Origin of the sequence: Streptomyces luteogriseus, assembly GCF_014205055.1 — a bacterium.
In the GTDB taxonomy this organism is placed as follows: domain Bacteria; phylum Actinomycetota; class Actinomycetes; order Streptomycetales; family Streptomycetaceae; genus Streptomyces; species Streptomyces luteogriseus.
Genome location: NZ_JACHMS010000001.1, coordinates 5,755,792 through 5,772,788, shown reverse-complemented (window position 1 = coordinate 5,772,788; position 16,997 = coordinate 5,755,792). Strand labels below are relative to the sequence as shown.

Below are 16,997 nucleotides of genomic sequence, written 5' to 3'. Positions count from 1 at the left end.
AGGCTTCCATCGTAGACGCGCCTTCGCGAACACTGCGGGAGGGTCTCCGCCATTGTCAGCAGATGCCGTCCGCATTCGCTTCTGGAGACGGGCGTTCGGGGACCATCGTTCCCTCGATCGCCACGCATATGCCGCAAAGCCCGGGGGCGCCGGCCCCCGGACCTGCCGTATGTGCTGGTGAGGTGCGGACGCTACGCCCGGCCGGGGAAGAAAATCTTCACCTCGCGCTCGGCGGACTCCTCGGAGTCGGAGGCGTGGATCAGGTTCTCCCGGACGATCACACCGTAGTCGCCGCGGATGGAGCCGGGCGCCGCGGCGATCGGGTCGGTCGGACCGGCGAGCGCGCGCACCCCCTCGATGACCCGCTCACCCTCGACAATCAGCGCCACGACCGGACCGGAGGCCATGAAGTCCACCAGTGGCTCGTAGAAGGGCTTGCCCTTGTGCTCGCCGTAGTGCTGCTCCAGCGTGTCCTGGTCCAGGGTGCGCAGCTCCAGCGCGGTGATCGTCCAGCCCGCCTTGCGCTCGATGCGGCTGATGATCTCGCCGGTCAGGCCTCGACGAACGGCGTCGGGCTTGAGGAGGACGAGGGTGCGCTGGCTCACTACGGGCTCCTAATGCGTAAAGGTTGAGCGGTGGGACGAGATTACCCGGCGTGTCGGGGCGACTGTCACGCAGCGTCAGGTGTGGAGGAACTCGCCTGGGCCGCGAATCTCGCCTTCGCCTCGTCCACCTTCCGGCCGTAGTGGACCGACGCCCACCACAGGGCCGCGAAGATCGCCCCCAGGAAGTACATGGTCGGCACGATGAACCCGGACGCGATGAGCGCGAGCTGCAGCGCCCAGCCGAGGGCCACCCCGCCCGGGCGCGTCACCAGGCCGCACAGCACCAGGCACAGGAACATCGCGATGCCGCTGACCGTCCACACGGCCGTCATGGACAGGTCGGGGTCCTTCATGGCGACCAGACCGGCGAACCCGATGACGAAGAACTCGCCGATCAGGGTCGAAGAACAGAGCGTGCGCACGGGACTCAGCCTCTCCCCAGGAGCAGTCGGGCCTCGCCGACGGTGATGACGGAACCGGTGACGAGCACACCGCCGCCGGCGAACTCGCCCTCCTCCTCGGCCAGCGTGATGGCGGCCTCCAGTGCGTCGGGCAGCCGCGGCTCGACCTGGACGCGCTCCTCGCCGAACACCTCCACGGCGATACCGGCGAGCTCGTCGGCGTCCATCGCACGGTGGCTGGAGTTCTGCGTGACCACGACCTCGGCGAACACCGGCTCGAAGGCCTCCAGCAGCCCCCGGACGTTCTTGTCGCCGCTCGCGCCGACCACACCGATGAGCCGGCTGAACTGGAACGCCTCCCCGATCGCCTCTGCCGCGGCCCGGGCACCGGCCGGGTTGTGGGCGGCGTCCAGCACGACCGTCGGCGACCTGCGCACGACCTCCAGCCGGCCCGGCGAGGCGACGGCCGCGAAGGCCTTGCGGACCGTGTCCAGGTCCAGCGCGTCGGCCCGCTGCGCGCCGACGCCGAAGAACGCCTCGACGGCGGCGAGCGCGACGGCCGCGTTGTGCGCCTGGTGCGCACCGTGCAGCGGCAGGTACACCTCGGGGTACTCGCCGCCCAGCCCGCGCAGCGTCACGAGCTGCCCGCCGACGGCCACCTGCCGCTCGACGACACCGAACTCCAGCCCCTCCCGGGCCACGGTCGCGTCCACCTCGACGGCCTTCTTCAGCAGCACCTGCGCCGCGTCGACCGGCTGCTGCGCCATGATGACCGTCGCACCCTGCTTGATGATGCCGGCCTTCTCCGTCGCGATCTCGGCGTGCGTTTCGCCGAGCCGGTCGGTGTGGTCGAGGTCTATGGGCGTGACGACGGCGACGTCCCCGTCGATCACGTTCGTCGCGTCCCAGGAGCCGCCCATGCCGACCTCGACCACGGCCACGTCGGCGGGGGCGTCGGCGAACGCCGCGTACGCCATGCCGGTGAGCACCTCGAAGAAGGACAGCCGGTACTCCTGGGAGGCGTCGACCATCTCCACGTACGGCTTGATGTCCTGGTACGTCTCGATGAACCGCTCGGGGGCGATGGGGGCGCCGTCGAGGCTGATGCGCTCGGTGATCGACTGCACGTGCGGCGAGGTGTAGCGGCCGGTGCGCAGCTCGAAGGCGCCGAGCAGGGCCTCGATCATGCGGGCCGTGGAGGTCTTGCCGTTCGTCCCCGTGATGTGGATCGACGGGTACGACCGCTGCGGCTCCCCCAGCACGTCCATCAGCGCGGCGATACGGCTGACGGAGGGCTCCAGCTTGGTCTCGCCCCACCGGGTGGCCAGCTCGGTCTCGACCTCGCGCAGGGCCTTGTCGATCTCGGGGTCGGCGGGGCGCGTGGGGATGTCGGCGTCCGGGGGGCCGCCCTGGGTGCGCAGGGTTCGGCTGCCGGCTTCGATGACCGCGAGGTCGGGGTCGCGGTCGGTTTCCTCCGCGATGATCTCGTCGAAGGGGTCGAGGTGGTCGGGCTGGTCGTCGGCGTTGTGGTCTGGAGGGAGCTCGCTCACGGGGCCAGTCTACGGAGACCGACCGACATTGTTTGCGGTGGCTTGCGTCCCTGGGCGGCTGCGGGTCCGTGGGGGTCGCTCGCGCAGTTCCCCGCGCCCCTGAACAGCAGGTACGTGCCCCTGAGGCATGTGTGAGGCCCCCGGGACCGACAGCTCCGGGGGCCTCACACACCGTACGAACCCTTAACCCTGCGGCAGGCGCTCCAGCTGGGCCTGGATGCGGGCGATGTCCTCCTCCGCCTTGGCCAGGCGGGTGCGGATCTTGTCGACGACGTGGTCGGGGGCCTTCGCCAGGAACGCCTCGTTGCCGAGCTTGCCGTTGGCCTGGGACTTCTCCTTCTCCGCCGCCGCGAGGTCCTTCGCGAGGCGTTTGCGCTCCGCCGCCACGTCGATGGTGCCGGACAGGTCGAGGGCGACCTCGGCACCGGCGACCGGGAGGGTGGCCGTGGCCGTGAAGGCGTCGCCCTCCGGCTGGAGGCGTAGCAGCTGGCGGATGGCGGCCTCGTGGGGCGCGAACCGCGTGCCGTCCAGGGTCAGCCGGGCCGGGACCCGCTGGCCGGGCTGGAGGCCCTGGTCGGCGCGGAAGCGACGGACCTCGGTGATGACCGACTGGAGGCTCTCGATCTCGCGCTCGGCGTCGGCGTCCCGGAAGCCACTGTCCTTCGGCCAGTCGGCGATGACGACCGACTCGCCACCGGTGAGCGTGGTCCACAGGGTCTCGGTGACGAACGGGACCACCGGGTGCAGCAGCTTCAGCGTGACGTCGAGGACCTCGCCGAGGACGCGCTTGGAGACCTCGGCCGCCTCGCCGCCCGCCTGGAACGTCGTCTTGGACAGCTCGACGTACCAGTCGAAGACCTCGTCCCACGCGAAGTGGAACAGGGCGTCGGAGAGCTTCGCGAACTGGTAGTCCTCGTAGAACGCGTCGACCTCGGCGACGACCGAGTTGAGCCGGGACAGGATCCAGCGGTCGGTCGCCGACATCGTCGAGGCGTCCGGCAGCGGACCCTCGATCGTGGCGCCGTTCATCATCGCGAAGCGCGTCGCGTTCCAGATCTTGTTGGCGAAGTTGCGCGAGCCCTGGACCCAGTCCTCACCGATCGGGACGTCGACACCCGGGTTGGCGCCGCGGGCGAGGGTGAAGCGGAGGGCGTCGCTGCCGTACTTGTCCATCCAGTCCAGCGGGTTGACCGCGTTGCCGAAGGACTTCGACATCTTCTTGCCGAACTGGTCGCGGACCATGCCGTGCAGGGCGATGGTGTGGAACGGCGGGGTGCCGTCCATCGCGTACAGGCCGAACATCATCATCCGGGCGACCCAGAAGAAGAGGATGTCGTAGCCGGTGACCAGGACGGAGTTCGGGTAGAACTTCGCGAGCGACTCGGTCTGTTCGGGCCAGCCCAGCGTGGAGAACGGCCACAGGCCGGAGGAGAACCAGGTGTCGAGGACGTCGGTGTCCTGACGCCAGCCGTCGGCCTCGGTCCCGGGCGGCTCCTCGTCGGGGCCGACGCAGACGATCTCGCCGTTCGGGCCGTACCAGACCGGGATGCGGTGGCCCCACCACAACTGCCGCGAGATGCACCAGTCGTGGAGGTTGTCGACCCAGTCGAAGTAGCGCTTCTCCATCTCCTGCGGATGGATCTTGACCTTGCCGTCGCGGACGGCGTCACCGGCCGCCTTCGCGAGCGGACCGACCTTGACCCACCACTGCATGGACAGCCGCGGCTCGATGGTCGTCTTGCAGCGCGAGCAGTGGCCGACCGAGTGGACGTACGGCCGCTTCTCCGCGACGATCCGGCCCTCGGCGCGCAGCGCGGCGACGATCGCCGAGCGGGCCTCCAGCCGGTCCAGGCCCTGGAAGGGGCCGTGGGCGGTGATGACCGCATGCTCGTCCATGATCGTCAGGGCCGGGAGGTCGTGGCGCTGGCCGATCTCGAAGTCGTTCGGGTCGTGCGCCGGGGTCACCTTGACGGCGCCCGTGCCGAACTCGGGGTCGACGTGCTCGTCCGCGACGACCGGGATGGAGCGGTCGGTCAGCGGCAGCTTGACCAGCTTGCCGATCAGGTGCTTGTACCGCTCGTCCCCGGGGTGGACCGCGACGGCCGTGTCACCGAGCATCGTCTCGGCGCGGGTGGTGGCGACGACGATGGTGTCGTCCCCGTCGCCGTACTTCATGGAGACGAGCTCGCCGTCGTCGTCCTGGTACTCGACCTCGATGTCCGAGATGGCCGTCAGACAGCGGGGGCACCAGTTGATGATGCGCTCGGCGCGGTAGATGAGCTCGTCGTCGTAGAGCCGCTTGAAGATGGTCTGGACGGCCTGGGACAGGCCCTCGTCCATCGTGAAGCGCTCGCGGGACCAGGCGACACCGTCGCCCAGCCGGCGCATCTGGCCGCTGATCTGCCCGCCGGACTCGCCCTTCCACTGCCAGACGCGCTCGACGAACGTCTCACGGCCCAGGTCGTGGCGGGACTTGCCCTCCTTGGCGAGCTCCCGCTCGACGACGTTCTGCGTGGCGATGCCGGCGTGGTCCATGCCGGGCTGCCACAGCGTCTCGTAGCCCTGCATCCGCTTACGGCGGGTCAGGGCGTCGATGAGCGTGTGCTCGAAGGCGTGCCCCAGGTGGAGCGAGCCCGTGACGTTCGGCGGCGGGATGACGATGGTGTACGGCGGCTTGTCGCTCTTGGCGTCCGCCTCGAAGTAACCCCGCTCTACCCAGCGCTCGTACAGCGGCCCCTCTACGTCGGCCGGCGCGTACTGGGTCGGCAGGTCGGTGCTGGGCGCTGGTGGCTGCTGCTGAGCGTTCTCGGTCACGGGGGTCAGTTTAGAGGTGTCACCGACCGGTCCCGAAACGCGTTTCGTTTGTAACGGTGGGGGCCCCGATGCCATGCACACGGCGGGTCTGCGCCAGGATGTCCGGAACACATAAGCATCTGGAGGGGAACCCAGAACATGAGTTACAACCAGCCGGGCCCGTACGGCGGGCAGCCCCAGCAGCCCGGTCCGTACGGCCAGCCGGGCCCGTACGGCCAGCCGCCGCAGGCGCCCCAGCCCGGCTACGGATATCCCCAGCAGGCCCCTCCGCCCCAGCCCGGCTACGGCTACCCGCAACAGCCCCCACAGGGCGTCCCGCCCCAGCAGGCGCCCTACGGCCAGCAGCCCCCGTACGGCCAGCAGCCGCCCTACGGCCAGGCCCCGTACGGCGTGCCCCAGCCGCCCGCGCCGGGTGGCGGCGGGAAGAAGACCGGCCTCATCATCGGCGCGGTCGCGGTCGTGGCGGCGATCGGCGTGGGCGCGTACTTCGTGATCGGCGGGGGCGCCGGCGCGGGCGCCCTGGAGGACGACGGGCCGCACAAGCTGGCGACTCCGGCGAAGGTGCTGGGCGAGTACAACCGCGTCACGAAGGACGGACAGACCGTCGGCGACGACTCCGCCAACGAACTGGAGAAGACCGGCGTCAAGAACGCCAAGTCCTTGGTGGGCTCCTACTCGACGATGGACATCAGCAAGTACGACCCCGACGACCCTTCCTCGGCCGCCCAGATGGCAACGGCCAAGGGGGTCACGTTCGTCGGCGTCTACGGTGAGGTCTCGGACCCCGAGGCGTCTCTGGACGCATTCTTCGCCAACTTCAAGAAGTCGTCCCAGAAGGGCTCCTCCTCCAGCAACGGCAGCAAGACCGAGCTGATCGGTGAGCCCGAAGAGGCGGACCTCGACGGTGCGGTCATGAAGTGCCAGGCGGCCAAGGGGCAGGACCCGGCGACCAAGAAGGAGAAGACCGACTGGTTCTGCGCCTGGGCCGACTACAGCACCATTGCCATGGTGTCGCCGGGTGAGGTCAGCGGGAGCATCTCCAAGGACACCGCCATCGACGTCACCACCAAGATCCGCCCGGAGATCCGCGTCAAGGCCTGACAACGGGCGAAGGCACAAAGGGAAGGGGCCCCGGTCATCGACCGGGGCCCCTTCCCTTTACGTCTGTGTCACGCCGTCTTCTGCTCGCCCGGCCCCCGCCCCCGCGCATCCCGCGGGATCAGCGTCGGGTTGACGTTCGACTGGACGACGTCCGCCGTGATGACGACCCGGGCCACGTCCTTTCGGGACGGGACCTCGTACATCACGCCCTGGAGGACTTCCTCCATGATGGCGCGCAGGCCGCGCGCGCCGGTCTGGCGGAGGATGGCCTGGTCGGCGATCGCCTCGAGGGCCTCGCGCTCGAAGTCCAGCTCCACACCGTCGAGTTCGAAGAGGCGCTGATACTGCTTCACCAGCGCGTTGCGCGGCTCGACGAGGATCTGGAGCAGGGCCTCGCGGTCGAGGTTGTGGACCGAGGTGATGACCGGGAGGCGGCCGATGAACTCGGGGATCATGCCGAACTTGACCAAGTCCTCCGGCATGACCTCCTGGAACTGGTCCTTGGACTCCATCTCGCGCTTGGAGCGGATCTGCGCACCGAAGCCGATGCCCTTGGCGCCGGCGCGGGACTCGATGATCTTCTCCAGCCCGGCGAAGGCACCACCCACGATGAACAGCACGTTCGTCGTGTCGATCTGGATGAACTCCTGGTGGGGGTGCTTGCGGCCGCCCTGCGGCGGGACCGAGGCCGTGGTGCCCTCCAGGATCTTCAGCAGAGCCTGCTGGACACCCTCGCCCGACACGTCGCGCGTGATCGAGGGGTTTTCACTCTTCCTCGCGACCTTGTCGATCTCGTCGATGTAGATGATCCCGGTCTCGGCCTTCTTGACGTCGTAGTCGGCCGCCTGGATCAGCTTGAGCAGGATGTTCTCGACGTCCTCGCCGACGTAACCGGCCTCCGTGAGCGCCGTGGCGTCGGCGATCGCGAAGGGGACGTTCAGCATGCGCGCGAGGGTCTGCGCGAGGAGGGTCTTGCCGGAGCCCGTGGGGCCGAGGAGCAGGATGTTGGACTTCGCCAACTCGATGGCGTCGTCACGGCCGTTCGCCCCGCCGTTCTCGCCGGCCTGGACTCGCTTGTAGTGGTTGTACACCGCTACGGAGAGGGCCTTCTTGGCGGCCTCCTGGCCGACCACGTAGCCCTCGAGGAACTCGTAGATCTCGCGGGGCTTCGGGAGTTCCTCCCAGCGGACCTCGCTGGTCTCCGCGAGCTCTTCCTCGATGATCTCGTTGCAGAGGTCGATGCACTCGTCGCAGATGTACACACCGGGCCCTGCGATGAGCTTCTTGACCTGCTTCTGGCTCTTGCCGCAGAACGAGCACTTGAGCAGATCGCCGCCGTCACCGATGCGTGCCACGGTGTGCTTCCCCTTCGCCTGGGAGACTCCTGGACGTGTACGTCCAGCGGACTCCTGGTGCTGCCTTATGTCCGACGGTACCTTGCCGGGCCCCTCGTTCGGGCCCCCCTTGGCGCGGTTCGCTTTGACGTGAACCGAGTCAAACCGTGCCAAGGGGCGGCAGACGTCACTGCCTCTCGCGTCAGCGCAGGCTCGAGTTGTCCATCTTGCGGGTGGTGATGATCTGGTCGATGAGGCCGTAGCTCAGCGCGTCCTCGGCCGTGAGGATCTTGTCGCGCTCGATGTCCTCGCGGATCTTCTCGACCGGCGTGGTGGAGTGCTTGGCCAGCATCTCCTCCAGCTGCGAGCGCATCCGGAGGATCTCGTTCGCGGCGATCTCCAGGTCGGAGACCTGACCGCGGCCGGTCTCGCTGTACGGCTGGTGGATCAGCACGCGCGCGTTCGGCAGGGCCATGCGCTTGCCCGGCGTACCGGCGGCCAGCAGGACGGCGGCTGCGGAGGCAGCCTGGCCCATGCAGACCGTCTGAACGTCCGGCTTCACGTACTGCATCGTGTCGTAGATCGCGGTGAGCGCCGTGAAGGAGCCGCCGGGGCTGTTGATGTAGACCGAGATGTCACGGTCGGGGTCCATCGACTCCAGGCACAGCAGCTGCGCCATGACGTCGTTGGCGGAGGCGTCGTCGATCTGGACGCCGAGGAAGATCACGCGCTCCTCGAAGAGCTTCGCGTACGGGTCGTACTCGCGGATGCCCTGGGAAGTGCGCTCGACGAAGCGCGGAATGACGTAGCGGGACTCGGCCTGCGGGCCGGTGTAGCGGCCCTGCGAGGCGCTCATGTCCTGCACGGCGTGCATACGGTCGTAGATCCCACTGCCGGGGAACTGGTTCACGGTGTCTCCTGAAAAGGGCTGAGGCGGTCGGCTGGGGCTGTCTGGGGTCGCTGGGGCCCGGGAGGGCTCCGTGGGCCTCACGGGGCGCCACAGGCCCCGTGGGGACCGCTCAGGCCCCGGTGCCGCCGCCGCCCGGCATACCGGCGGCCGTCGTCATCACGTCGTCGATGAGGCCGTACTCCTTGGCCTCGAAGGCGTCGAACCAGCGGTCGCGGTCCGAGTCGCGGGTGATCTGCTCGATCGTCTGGCCGGTGTGCTGCGCGGTCAGCTCGGCCATGCGCTTCTTGGTGTGCAGCAGCCGCTCGGCGTGGATCTTGATGTCCGAGGCCGAACCGGCCAGGCCGGCGGAGGGCTGGTGGATCAGGATCTCGGCGTTCGGCAGCGCGAAGCGCTTGCCGGGGGTGCCGGCGCTGAGCAGGAACTGGCCCATCGAGGCCGCGAGGCCCATGGCGATGGTCACCACGTCGTTCTTGATGTACTGCATGGTGTCGTAGATCGCCATGCCGGCCGTGATCGAACCGCCGGGGCTGTTGATGTACAGGTAGATGTCCTTCTCCGGGTCGGAGGCAAGGAGCAGCAGCTGCGCGGTGATCTTGTTCGCGATGTCGTCGTCGACCGGCTGGCCGAGGAAGATGATCCGCTCGTTGAGCAGCCGGTTGTAGACCTGGTCGCCGAGGCCACCACCGATGGAAGGGTCGCCGGCGGCTGAGGGCATCAGATTCGTCACGTATCCACCTGCTCGTCTTACGACGGCGCCGGGCCGTCTCACGTTTCCCTAGGGGCTAGGAGCCGTTCGGGGACTCCACTGCCCTCGTATTCATGGACCCTAACGCGCGGGTCCCTTCGGGGAATCCCGGAGATGGGAGTGTTCGCCGGGGGCGTAGCGCTGCGCGGCTTCGGCGGGGTGGTTCCGATCATCGGCGGCTGCGGGCGCGTCGTGGTTGCCCGCGCAGTTTTCCGCGCCCCTGAGGTGGGCTGCCCCCGCCAGTGACGAGAAGACCCTGGGGCGTGCCCCAGGGTCTTCTCACGAACTCACCGCTACCGGGGCTCAGCCCTCGGTCTTCTCCTCGGCGGACTCGGCCGGGGTCTCCTCGGCGGAGGCCTCGGTGGTGTCCTCGTCCTCTTCGTCGTCGAGGTCGATGATCTCGCCGTTGGTGTCCTTGACCGTGGCCTTCTCGACCACGACGGCCAGGGCCTTGCCGCGGGCGACCTCGCCGACCAGGAGCGGAACCTGGCCACCCTCGACGACCGCCTGCGCGAACTGGTCGGGGGACATGCCGGAGGAGGCCGCACGACGCATGAGGTGCTCGGTGAGCTCCTCCTGGTTGACGTTCAGCTTCTCCTGCTTGACGAGCTCGTCGAGCACGAACTGGGTCTTGATGCCCTTGACCGCGGCTTCCTTGGTCTCGGCGTCGAACTCCTCCTCGCTCTTGCCCTGGATCTCCAGGTACTTCGCGAGGTCGAGGCCCATCTGGCCGAGCTGGTGGTGCTCGAGGTTGTGCTTGCGGGTGTTGACCTCGTCCTCGAGCAGCTTCTCGGGGACCGGGACCTCGACCAGCTCGAGCAGCTTCTCCAGGACACGCTCCTGGGCCTGCGTGGCCTGGTCGTACTGCTTCATGTTCTCGAGGCGCTTGCGGCTGTCCGCGCGGAGCTCCTCGATGGTGTCGAACTCGGAGGCGAGCTGCGCGAACTCGTCGTCCAGCTCGGGCAGTTCACGCTTGGCGACCTGGGTGACCTTGACGGTGACCTCGGCCTCCTTGCCGGCGGCGGAGCCGCCCTTGAGCTCGGAGGTGAAGGTGGCCTCGCCACCGGCCTCCACGCCCTTCACGGCGTCGTCGATGCCTTCCAGCAGCTCGCCGGAGCCGATGGTGTAGGAGACGCCGTCGGCGACCCCGTCCTCCAGGACCTCGCCGTCGACCTTGGCCTGCAGGTCGATCGTCACGACGTCGCCGTCCTCGGCGGCACGCTCGACCGGGGCGGTGGAGGCGAAGCGCTCGCGCAGCTCCTCGACGGCCTTGTCGACGTCCTCGTCGGTGACCTCGACCGCGTCGACCTCGACCTCGATGCCGGAGAAGTCCGGGATCTCGATGGAGGGGCGGATGTCGACCTCGGCGGTGAAGTTCAGCGTCTCGCCGTCCTTCAGCTCCGTGATGTCGACCTCGGGCTGGCCCAGCACGCTGAGCTCGGCCTCGTTGACCGCGTCGGTGTAGAACTTCGGAAGCGCGTCGTTGACCGCCTCCTCCAGCACCGCACCGCGGCCGAAGCGCTGGTCGATGACACGGGCAGGGATCTTGCCCTTGCGGAAGCCCTTCACCGTGACCTGCTGGTTGATCTTCTTGTACGCCGCGTCGAGGCTGTCCTTGAGCTCCTCGAAGGGCACCTCGACAGTCAGCCGAACCCGGGTCGGGTTCAGGGTCTCCACGGCGCTCTTCACGGTTCGGTCTCCTTGTGGCTGACTTCTTGGTTTCTGCCGGGGCCAGAACGGCCCGGCGGATTTCGCCGCCCGGAGACTTCAGACGCTGAGACACACGGGCGTGCAGCTTGCATAGTAACGGCAGCGCCGACACCGCCCAAAAGGCGATCACGCGAATGATCGGATGGGCGATCACGCGAGATGATCGGGTGGCTGGTCGGGGTGGCGGGATTTGAACCCACGGCCTTCCGCTCCCAAAGCGGACGCGCTACCAAGCTGCGCCACACCCCGTCTGGTGCGAGACGTAGGGTACATGCCGACAGCCGGTGCGGCCGTCGCATTTCCACAGGCTCCCTGCCGCGTCCGGTCCGGCGGGAATGCGGTGTGCGACGGAGGGGGCCGACCCGCTACGATGCCTTCAGTGCCGCGGTCGCCCGACCTGCGGCGCGTGCTGTGCGGGCGTAGCTCAATGGTAGAGCCCTAGTCTTCCAAACTAGCTACGCGGGTTCGATTCCCGTCGCCCGCTCCATATGGCTCAGGGCCAGGTCAGAGGATCATTCCTCCGCCTGGCCCTGAGTGTTTCTCGGGGCTGCGTTCAGTCCGGCGTGTCCCCCGCGCGCCCCTTCCGCTTTGGATCTTGCTTCTTCTTGCTCTTCCGGCCCTTGTCGACGAGGGCGCTCAGGGCGTCGGCGATCAGCCGGTCACGCTCGGCGCTTGCGTGCTGGTAGATCAGCGCGGCACGGGCCGTGCTGTGGCCCATGCGAGACATCAGCTCTCGCGTGCCGGCCCCGGTCGACGCTGCGAGGGTGTTGCCCGTGTGCCGAAGATCATGGAAGTGCAGGCCCTTGATCCCGGCATCGCTGCACGCCTTGCGCCACAGCCGGTTGAAGTGGTTCCGGCGAGGGGTCGCCCCCCTTGGAACCGAGGAACACCCGGCCGTCGGCGCCATACTCGGCGTACCGCTCCAGGTGGTCACGGATGTCCGGGATGATCGCGGCCGGAATCGACACGGTGCGCTTGCCCGCAGCGCTCTTGGGTGCCTTGATCTCGCGATGTCCGTTGAACAGCTCGGCGACGGCCCGGCGGACACGTACGGCCCCGTGGTCGAGGTCGATGTCCCGGCGGTGCAGGCCGATCAGCTCCCCCAGCGCAGGCCGAGGAATCCGGCCATCAGCACGAGTGTCCGGTAGCGGGGCTGCATGGCGTCGGCCAGGTCGTAGACCTCTTGCACGGTGGCGGTCGGCCGTTCGGGGGTGTGTACGGTGCTGGCGCCCTTGATCGTGCACGGGTTGCGCCTGATCATCTGGTCGGCGACGGCCGTGCCCATGATCGCGCGCAGCAGGGCGTAGGCCTTGGCGACCGTGGTCGGGCCGGTGCCAGCGGCAGCGGGCATGACGTAGGGAGAAACCCTCTGTGGCCGGGGCGGTCGGCTCACTGTGGTGGGGCTTCCAGGACGAGGCGGATCTCCGTTATCTCATAGCTCGCGCGGTCGAAGGCGGCGGCCATCGGAACGTTGACGACGTCCGTCGTAGCGGTAATGCGGTCGGCGCCCTCGCTCGCGTGGAACCTGGTGATCTCGGCGAGGATTTCGTCGATCAGGCCCTGTCCGCGCTGCTCTGGAACGACACCCAGGTAGCCGACGTTTCGGTGGTAGGGGGTCGCGGAGGGGATGGCCAGGCCCGCCAGAGTGCCGTCCGGGAGTTCGGCAAGGCGCCACCAGGAGCGCTCACCGGGACAGTCGAGGTAGAACTCGATGTCCTCGCGGGCCAATTGCTCGACGTCCATCGAGCGGAGCTCGTTCTGCGTGTGCTGATCCAGGCTCCCAGCGGACACTCGGATGAACGCGTCGAGGAACTCCTCGTCCGTACCCTCCCGGAAGATCAGCTTTCCCTCAGGCACAGGGACCTTGGCAACCGGTGTCCACTCGTACCGCAGACGCTCAATCTCGCTGCTCAGTCCTGACCTGCACGCCGCCTCCCTGCGCCAGGCCACCGCATCGACCAGCACGGGGTTGCTCCGCCAGTCGCGGGGCAGCGAGATGTTGTAAGCAGGAAGAGCCCCGAAGGCGGCATGGCCGGCGGCTAGCAGCCCGGAGGCAATGGCGACCGGGTCGACGACGCTGGAGCGTACCTGGAGGCAATCGAGCGCGATCGGCCGCGCGCTGTCGGCCCGGCCCCACCACAGAGCGCGAGCCAGGATCTCCCCATCCTCGTCCTCAGCGAACCAGATCCACTCGGGGCGGAACTGGTTGCTCGCGAGCTCCTCTCGGATCCTTTCCGCGGTCAAGGCGGGGACGGGACCATCGGCCGCGTAGGCGGCGGCGCGATTGAGGTCTGCGGGGTCTGCGGTGGCAGCGCGATAGAGCATCCGATCACGATGACACCGCACGGCCAACGGGACCACGTCTTTTTCGCCTAGGTCTTCGGCTACTGATCGCGTTCGAGGGAGCCTGACTCGACCATTGAGCCTCCACCGACCGCGTGGAAAGGCACAGGTCCTGGCAGGGGAACGGCCCTTGGCAATGAGCGCGGTCACCTGCCACGATCTAGCCGTGATCAACCTGTCGAGGATCGCGAGGCTGGCAGACGTCCTCCTCGATGTGGTGGGGGTGGCGGTCGGTTCACTGATGCTGGTGATCGGCATCGAGACGTACCGCGACGGTGGATCCTTGAGCTGGCCCATCGCCGGATCAGTGCTGTTCTTGGTCAACCTCTGGGTGGCCTGCCGTCGATTCACCCGGCGCAGGGAGCCGGCTCCGTCGTCGTAGCCGCACACAGGCAGCCACCCGTGCCCCTTGCGTGCCCGATGGGAGAGCAAGCAGCGGGGACCAACGGGGAACGTCGGCGATCCTCCCGAGAACACGCAGGTCACCGTTCTGCCAGATCGTTTCCCGGGGCTGTGTCCAGTCCCCCGCGTGCCCCTGTGCCGTGGCTCATGCGCGTCCGGTTCACCCGGCGGTGTGCTGCGGGCGGAGGAGGGAAACCCCGCTGCGGCTGGTGCGGTCGGCTCCGACCTCGTCAAGCACTGCACGTTCGTGACCGGCGCGCGTGGTCCCGCCCACCCGGGTCGATCCCGCGCACGCGGTGGACGAGGGCGAGGGGCGTGCCGCCGCGGCCGAGTGGCGAGAGGACCACGAGCGGTTCTGGCACGGCGGCGGTCCGCCGCTCTCAGAGGTCGCGCACGTCGACGGTGTAGACGGAGCGCACGCCATAGGGGACGTACAGGGCGTCGCCGACGAGGAGGAGCTGTGCCCCGGAGGTGACGAGCATGCTGTCCACCCGGCCGCCGTCGTCGCGGCCGTCCCGGGTGGCCTCGACCTTGCCGCTGCGCGCGTTCAGGGCGGCGAGGCGGCCGCTGGGCGACGCGAAGTACACCTGGGTGGCGGAGGCGGTCGGTGGCCCCTGCCGCTCCACGGTGGTGTTGGACTCCCACAGGGTCCGCCCGGTGAGCGGCGAGACCGCGCGGACGCCGCCGCCGGTGCGCGTGAAGTAGACGGTGCCGCGGACCAGGTACGCCCTCGAGGCCTCGGGCCGGGCCTCCGCCAGCCGTCGCACGGTGAGCTTCCGCGAGGCGGCGTCGATCAGGGTGAGGCCGCGGGTCATGGACACGCCGTCCGTGAACACCAGGAGTCCGCCTTGCCGGCCGAGCATCTGCAAAGAGCCCTGGGCCTCGACGGTCCAGCGGGTCTTCCCGGTGCCCTGGTCGATCTCGGAGACGGTGGTCTCGGCGGTCTTCCCGTCGTTCACCTCGGCCGTGCAGATCAGGTAGGCACGGTCGGCCGCCGCGTCCAGCGCGCAGTCACCCCGGTCGCCAGGCTTCGGCTGCCGCCAGCGCACCTCGCCGGTCTCCGCGTCGAGCAGGGCGTACTGGTCGCCCTGTGATCCGTAGAAGGTGACGACGCCCTCGGACACCGCCGTCGCGGCGCCCTGGGGCCCGTCGGGGACCACCGCCGTCTCGCCACTGCCGGTCGGGGTCCGCCAGAGTTCCTTGCCGGTTCCGGCGGCCAGGGCGTAGACCGCGTAACTGGAACCCACGCCGCTCGTGCCTTCGGCGTCCTCGGCCCCGTAGCCGTAGACGCGTCCGTCGCCGGTGCCGATGAGCGCGCCCTCGTCGCCGGAGGCGCCGTCGGGGGTGGAGTCGACGGGCCGGCTCCAGGTGTTGCGGCCGTCGGCGAGACCGAAGCGGGTCGCCATGAGGTCGGAGCCTGCGCACACGAGGGAGGCGTCGACGACGGAGCAGTTCTTGAAGGAGGTGTCGGCGCCGCCCAGGCCGCCGTCGCTGCCGCCGGGGGCCTTCGCCGTGGCGACCCACGGCTTCCAGCCGTCGGGGAGGCCGGCCGCCTCGGCGGTGGACGAGGCCGGGCGGTCGCCCGCCGGATCCGGGCGGTCGTTGTCCCGGATCAGGGTCACGGTGGTGGTGACGATCGCGGTGAGTGCCACGGCCGCGGCGGCGGAGGCCAGCAGCAGCGCGGGTCTGCGGCGGCTTCGGGGGTGCTCGTCCTCGGACGGCGTCCCGGCCGGGGCGTGGGGCGGCCCGGAGTGTTCCGTCGGGGTCCTGTCGGAACGGGGGCGCCGCTCCTCGTCCCGCCCGGCGTCCGCCTCCTCGGGCAGTTGGCGGGACGTTTCGCCGCGCTCGGTGCGGGCCGCGTCGGGCCACGCGGTGACGGCCGGCTCGGTCGGCCGTGCGCCGGGCCACGGGCGTACGGGGCGCGTCGCGGCGCCGTGCACGGGGCGCGGGCCGGGGGTGCCGCCGTCGCGGAGGAGGGTGAACAGTTCGTCCGCGGCGGGGCGGGACTTCTGGTGCTTCTCCAGGCAGAGACGGACGAAGGGCAGCAGTTCGTCCGGGACGCCGGTGAGGTCGGGCTCGCCCTCGACGACCCGCAGGGCCGTCTCGTACGGACTGGGACTGTCGAAGGGTCCGCGGCAGGTGGCGGCGTAGGTGAGGACCGAGCCGAGGGAGAACATGTCGGCGGCCGGGCCGACGTCCTGGGGAGAGGCGAACTGCTCGGGGGACATGAAGGGCGGGGTGCCCATGACGCGGCCGGTCTGGGTGAGGACGTCGGAGGCGGCGAACTCGGCGGCACGGGAGATGCCGAAGTCGATGACGCGGGGGCCGTCCTCGGCGAGCATCACGTTGGCCGGCTTGAGGTCGCGGTGGACGACCCCGGCGCGGTGGATGTCGCGCAGCGCCTCGGCGAGGCCGGCGGCGAGGCCGCGCAGGCGGGGCAGCGGGAGCGGGCCCTGCTCGCGGACATGGGTGCCGAGGTCCGCGCCCGGTATGTAGAGGGTGGCCATCCAGGGATGCGTGGCGTCGGCGTCGGCGTCCACGACGGGCGCCGTGAAGGCGCCGCTGACCTGGCGGGCGGCGGCCACCTCGCGGCGGAAACGGGTGCGGAACTCGTCGTCGTCGGCGTACTGGCTGTGCACGACCTTGATCGCGAGGCGCCGGCCGGACGCCGAGCGGGCCAGGTAGACCACACCCATGCCGCCGGAGCCGAGGCGGTCCTCGATGCGGTAGCCGCCCACCTCCGCCGGGTCGGAATCGCGCAGCGCCATCCCGTACGTTCCCCCCGTCACGCACCGTCCTGTGGTCGGGGCGAGCGTAACCCGGCCCCGCACCGGGCCCGCAGCGCGGGGCGCGGCGGGGACCCCGCCGTCCCGGTCAGAAGCTGATGGAGTTGATGGTGTCCGCTATCGAGTTGAGGAACCGGTTGATGGACGGGGCCATGCCGGTCGAGGCGAGGAAGAAGCCGAAGAGGATCGCCACGATCGCAGGTCCCGCCTTGATGGAGCCCCCTCTCAGCAACACCACAAGGATGATCGCCAACAGCAGCACCACAGACAGTGAAATGGCCACAACTGATCACACC

The 16,997-nt window shown here is 69.3% G+C and carries 15 protein-coding genes, 2 tRNA genes and 2 pseudogenes; 4 read left to right on the top strand and 15 right to left on the bottom strand.

Annotated features, from left to right (window positions below):
• Positions 1-191: 191 nt before the first annotated feature.
• The 4 genes from ndk to BJ965_RS25600 all read right to left on the bottom strand — a co-directional run bounded on the left by ndk (position 192) and on the right by BJ965_RS25600 (position 5,370).
• Positions 192-605 (bottom strand): nucleoside-diphosphate kinase, encoded by a 414-nt coding sequence (ndk, locus tag BJ965_RS25615; protein ID WP_030836243.1) that lies wholly within the window; start codon positions 603-605, stop codon positions 192-194.
• 65 nt (positions 606-670) lie between these two features.
• On the bottom strand, positions 671-1,027 hold the full coding sequence (locus tag BJ965_RS25610; RefSeq protein WP_184911161.1) for a DUF4233 domain-containing protein: 357 nt from the start codon (positions 1,025-1,027) through the stop codon (positions 671-673).
• 5 nt (positions 1,028-1,032) lie between these two features.
• Positions 1,033-2,556 (bottom strand): bifunctional tetrahydrofolate synthase/dihydrofolate synthase, encoded by a 1,524-nt coding sequence (gene folC / locus BJ965_RS25605; RefSeq protein WP_184911159.1) that lies wholly within the window; start codon positions 2,554-2,556, stop codon positions 1,033-1,035.
• A 183-nt stretch (positions 2,557-2,739) separates the two neighbouring features.
• Positions 2,740-5,370, bottom strand: coding sequence for a valine--tRNA ligase (locus tag BJ965_RS25600; protein ID WP_184911156.1), 2,631 nt, complete (start codon positions 5,368-5,370; stop codon positions 2,740-2,742).
• Between the two features lie 138 nt (positions 5,371-5,508).
• On the opposite strand from BJ965_RS25600, the gene BJ965_RS25595 reads away from it, so the two are divergent.
• The gene (locus BJ965_RS25595; protein WP_184911148.1) at positions 5,509-6,471 is read left to right on the top strand and encodes a hypothetical protein; all 963 of its coding nucleotides are present in this window, start codon (positions 5,509-5,511) and stop codon (positions 6,469-6,471) included.
• A 68-nt stretch (positions 6,472-6,539) separates the two neighbouring features.
• Here BJ965_RS25595 and clpX read toward each other — a convergent pair whose 3' ends face one another.
• The 5 genes from clpX to BJ965_RS25570 all read right to left on the bottom strand — a co-directional run bounded on the left by clpX (position 6,540) and on the right by BJ965_RS25570 (position 11,419).
• Positions 6,540-7,826, bottom strand: coding sequence for an ATP-dependent Clp protease ATP-binding subunit ClpX (clpX, locus tag BJ965_RS25590; protein WP_010041898.1), 1,287 nt, complete (start codon positions 7,824-7,826; stop codon positions 6,540-6,542).
• Positions 7,827-8,007: 181 nt separating this feature from the next.
• Positions 8,008-8,715, bottom strand: a complete 708-nt coding sequence (locus BJ965_RS25585; RefSeq protein WP_030836223.1) for an ATP-dependent Clp protease proteolytic subunit — start codon at positions 8,713-8,715, stop codon at positions 8,008-8,010.
• 109 nt (positions 8,716-8,824) lie between these two features.
• On the bottom strand, positions 8,825-9,430 hold the full coding sequence (locus BJ965_RS25580; protein WP_030836220.1) for an ATP-dependent Clp protease proteolytic subunit: 606 nt from the start codon (positions 9,428-9,430) through the stop codon (positions 8,825-8,827).
• A 333-nt stretch (positions 9,431-9,763) separates the two neighbouring features.
• Positions 9,764-11,149: a trigger factor gene (gene tig, locus BJ965_RS25575; RefSeq protein WP_184911146.1), complete on the bottom strand. Its 1,386-nt coding sequence runs from the start codon at positions 11,147-11,149 to the stop codon at positions 9,764-9,766.
• Between the two features lie 193 nt (positions 11,150-11,342).
• A tRNA-Pro gene (locus BJ965_RS25570) sits at positions 11,343-11,419 on the bottom strand.
• 164 nt (positions 11,420-11,583) lie between these two features.
• Between BJ965_RS25570 and BJ965_RS25565 the strand changes: the two genes are divergently transcribed.
• A tRNA-Gly gene (locus tag BJ965_RS25565) sits at positions 11,584-11,657 on the top strand.
• Positions 11,658-11,723: 66 nt separating this feature from the next.
• Here BJ965_RS25565 and BJ965_RS39530 read toward each other — a convergent pair.
• The 4 genes and pseudogenes from BJ965_RS39530 to BJ965_RS25550 form a co-directional block, all read right to left on the bottom strand.
• The gene (locus BJ965_RS39530) at positions 11,724-11,888 is read right to left on the bottom strand and encodes an integrase (protein WP_246546030.1); all 165 of its coding nucleotides are present in this window, start codon (positions 11,886-11,888) and stop codon (positions 11,724-11,726) included.
• 6 nt (positions 11,889-11,894) lie between these two features.
• A pseudogene (locus BJ965_RS40480) lies at positions 11,895-12,077 on the bottom strand (hypothetical protein); the annotation flags it as partial.
• 186 nt (positions 12,078-12,263) lie between these two features.
• Positions 12,264-12,521 (bottom strand): hypothetical protein, encoded by a 258-nt coding sequence (locus BJ965_RS25555; RefSeq protein WP_184911142.1) that lies wholly within the window; start codon positions 12,519-12,521, stop codon positions 12,264-12,266.
• A gap of 38 nt (positions 12,522-12,559) precedes the next feature.
• Positions 12,560-13,495: a GNAT family N-acetyltransferase gene (locus tag BJ965_RS25550; protein ID WP_184911140.1), complete on the bottom strand. Its 936-nt coding sequence runs from the start codon at positions 13,493-13,495 to the stop codon at positions 12,560-12,562.
• A gap of 184 nt (positions 13,496-13,679) precedes the next feature.
• Here BJ965_RS25550 and BJ965_RS25545 point away from each other — a divergent pair, with 184 nt between their 5' ends.
• Both BJ965_RS25545 and BJ965_RS39525 read left to right on the top strand, forming a co-directional pair.
• The gene (locus BJ965_RS25545) at positions 13,680-13,895 is read left to right on the top strand and encodes a hypothetical protein (protein WP_184911138.1); all 216 of its coding nucleotides are present in this window, start codon (positions 13,680-13,682) and stop codon (positions 13,893-13,895) included.
• 277 nt (positions 13,896-14,172) lie between these two features.
• Positions 14,173-14,280: pseudogene (locus BJ965_RS39525) on the top strand (ASCH domain-containing protein); the annotation flags it as partial.
• 15 nt (positions 14,281-14,295) lie between these two features.
• On the opposite strand, the gene BJ965_RS25540 reads toward BJ965_RS39525, so the two are convergent.
• Entirely contained in the window at positions 14,296-16,683 is a 2,388-nt protein-coding gene (locus BJ965_RS25540; protein WP_184917540.1) for a serine/threonine-protein kinase, read from the bottom strand.
• Between the two features lie 106 nt (positions 16,684-16,789).
• Entirely contained in the window at positions 16,790-16,984 is a 195-nt protein-coding gene (locus BJ965_RS25535) for a hypothetical protein (RefSeq protein ID WP_031107160.1), read from the bottom strand.
• Positions 16,985-16,997: the final 13 nt, after the last annotated feature.

Bases quoted from the DNA above. Each gene is read 5' to 3' on its own strand.
- BJ965_RS25595 (WP_184911148.1), top strand. From the start codon at position 5,509: ATGAGTTACAACCAGCCGGGCCCGTACGGCGGGCAGCCCCAGCAGCCC.
- BJ965_RS25580 (WP_030836220.1), bottom strand. From the start codon at position 9,430: ATGCCCTCAGCCGCCGGCGACCCTTCCATCGGTGGTGGCCTCGGCGAC.
- BJ965_RS39530 (WP_246546030.1), bottom strand. From the start codon at position 11,888: ATGGGCCACAGCACGGCCCGTGCCGCGCTGATCTACCAGCACGCAAGC.
- BJ965_RS25555 (WP_184911142.1), bottom strand. From the start codon at position 12,521: ATGCCCGCTGCCGCTGGCACCGGCCCGACCACGGTCGCCAAGGCCTAC.
- BJ965_RS25550 (WP_184911140.1), bottom strand. From the start codon at position 13,495: ATGCTCTATCGCGCTGCCACCGCAGACCCCGCAGACCTCAATCGCGCC.
- BJ965_RS25540 (WP_184917540.1), bottom strand. From the start codon at position 16,683: ATGGCGCTGCGCGATTCCGACCCGGCGGAGGTGGGCGGCTACCGCATC.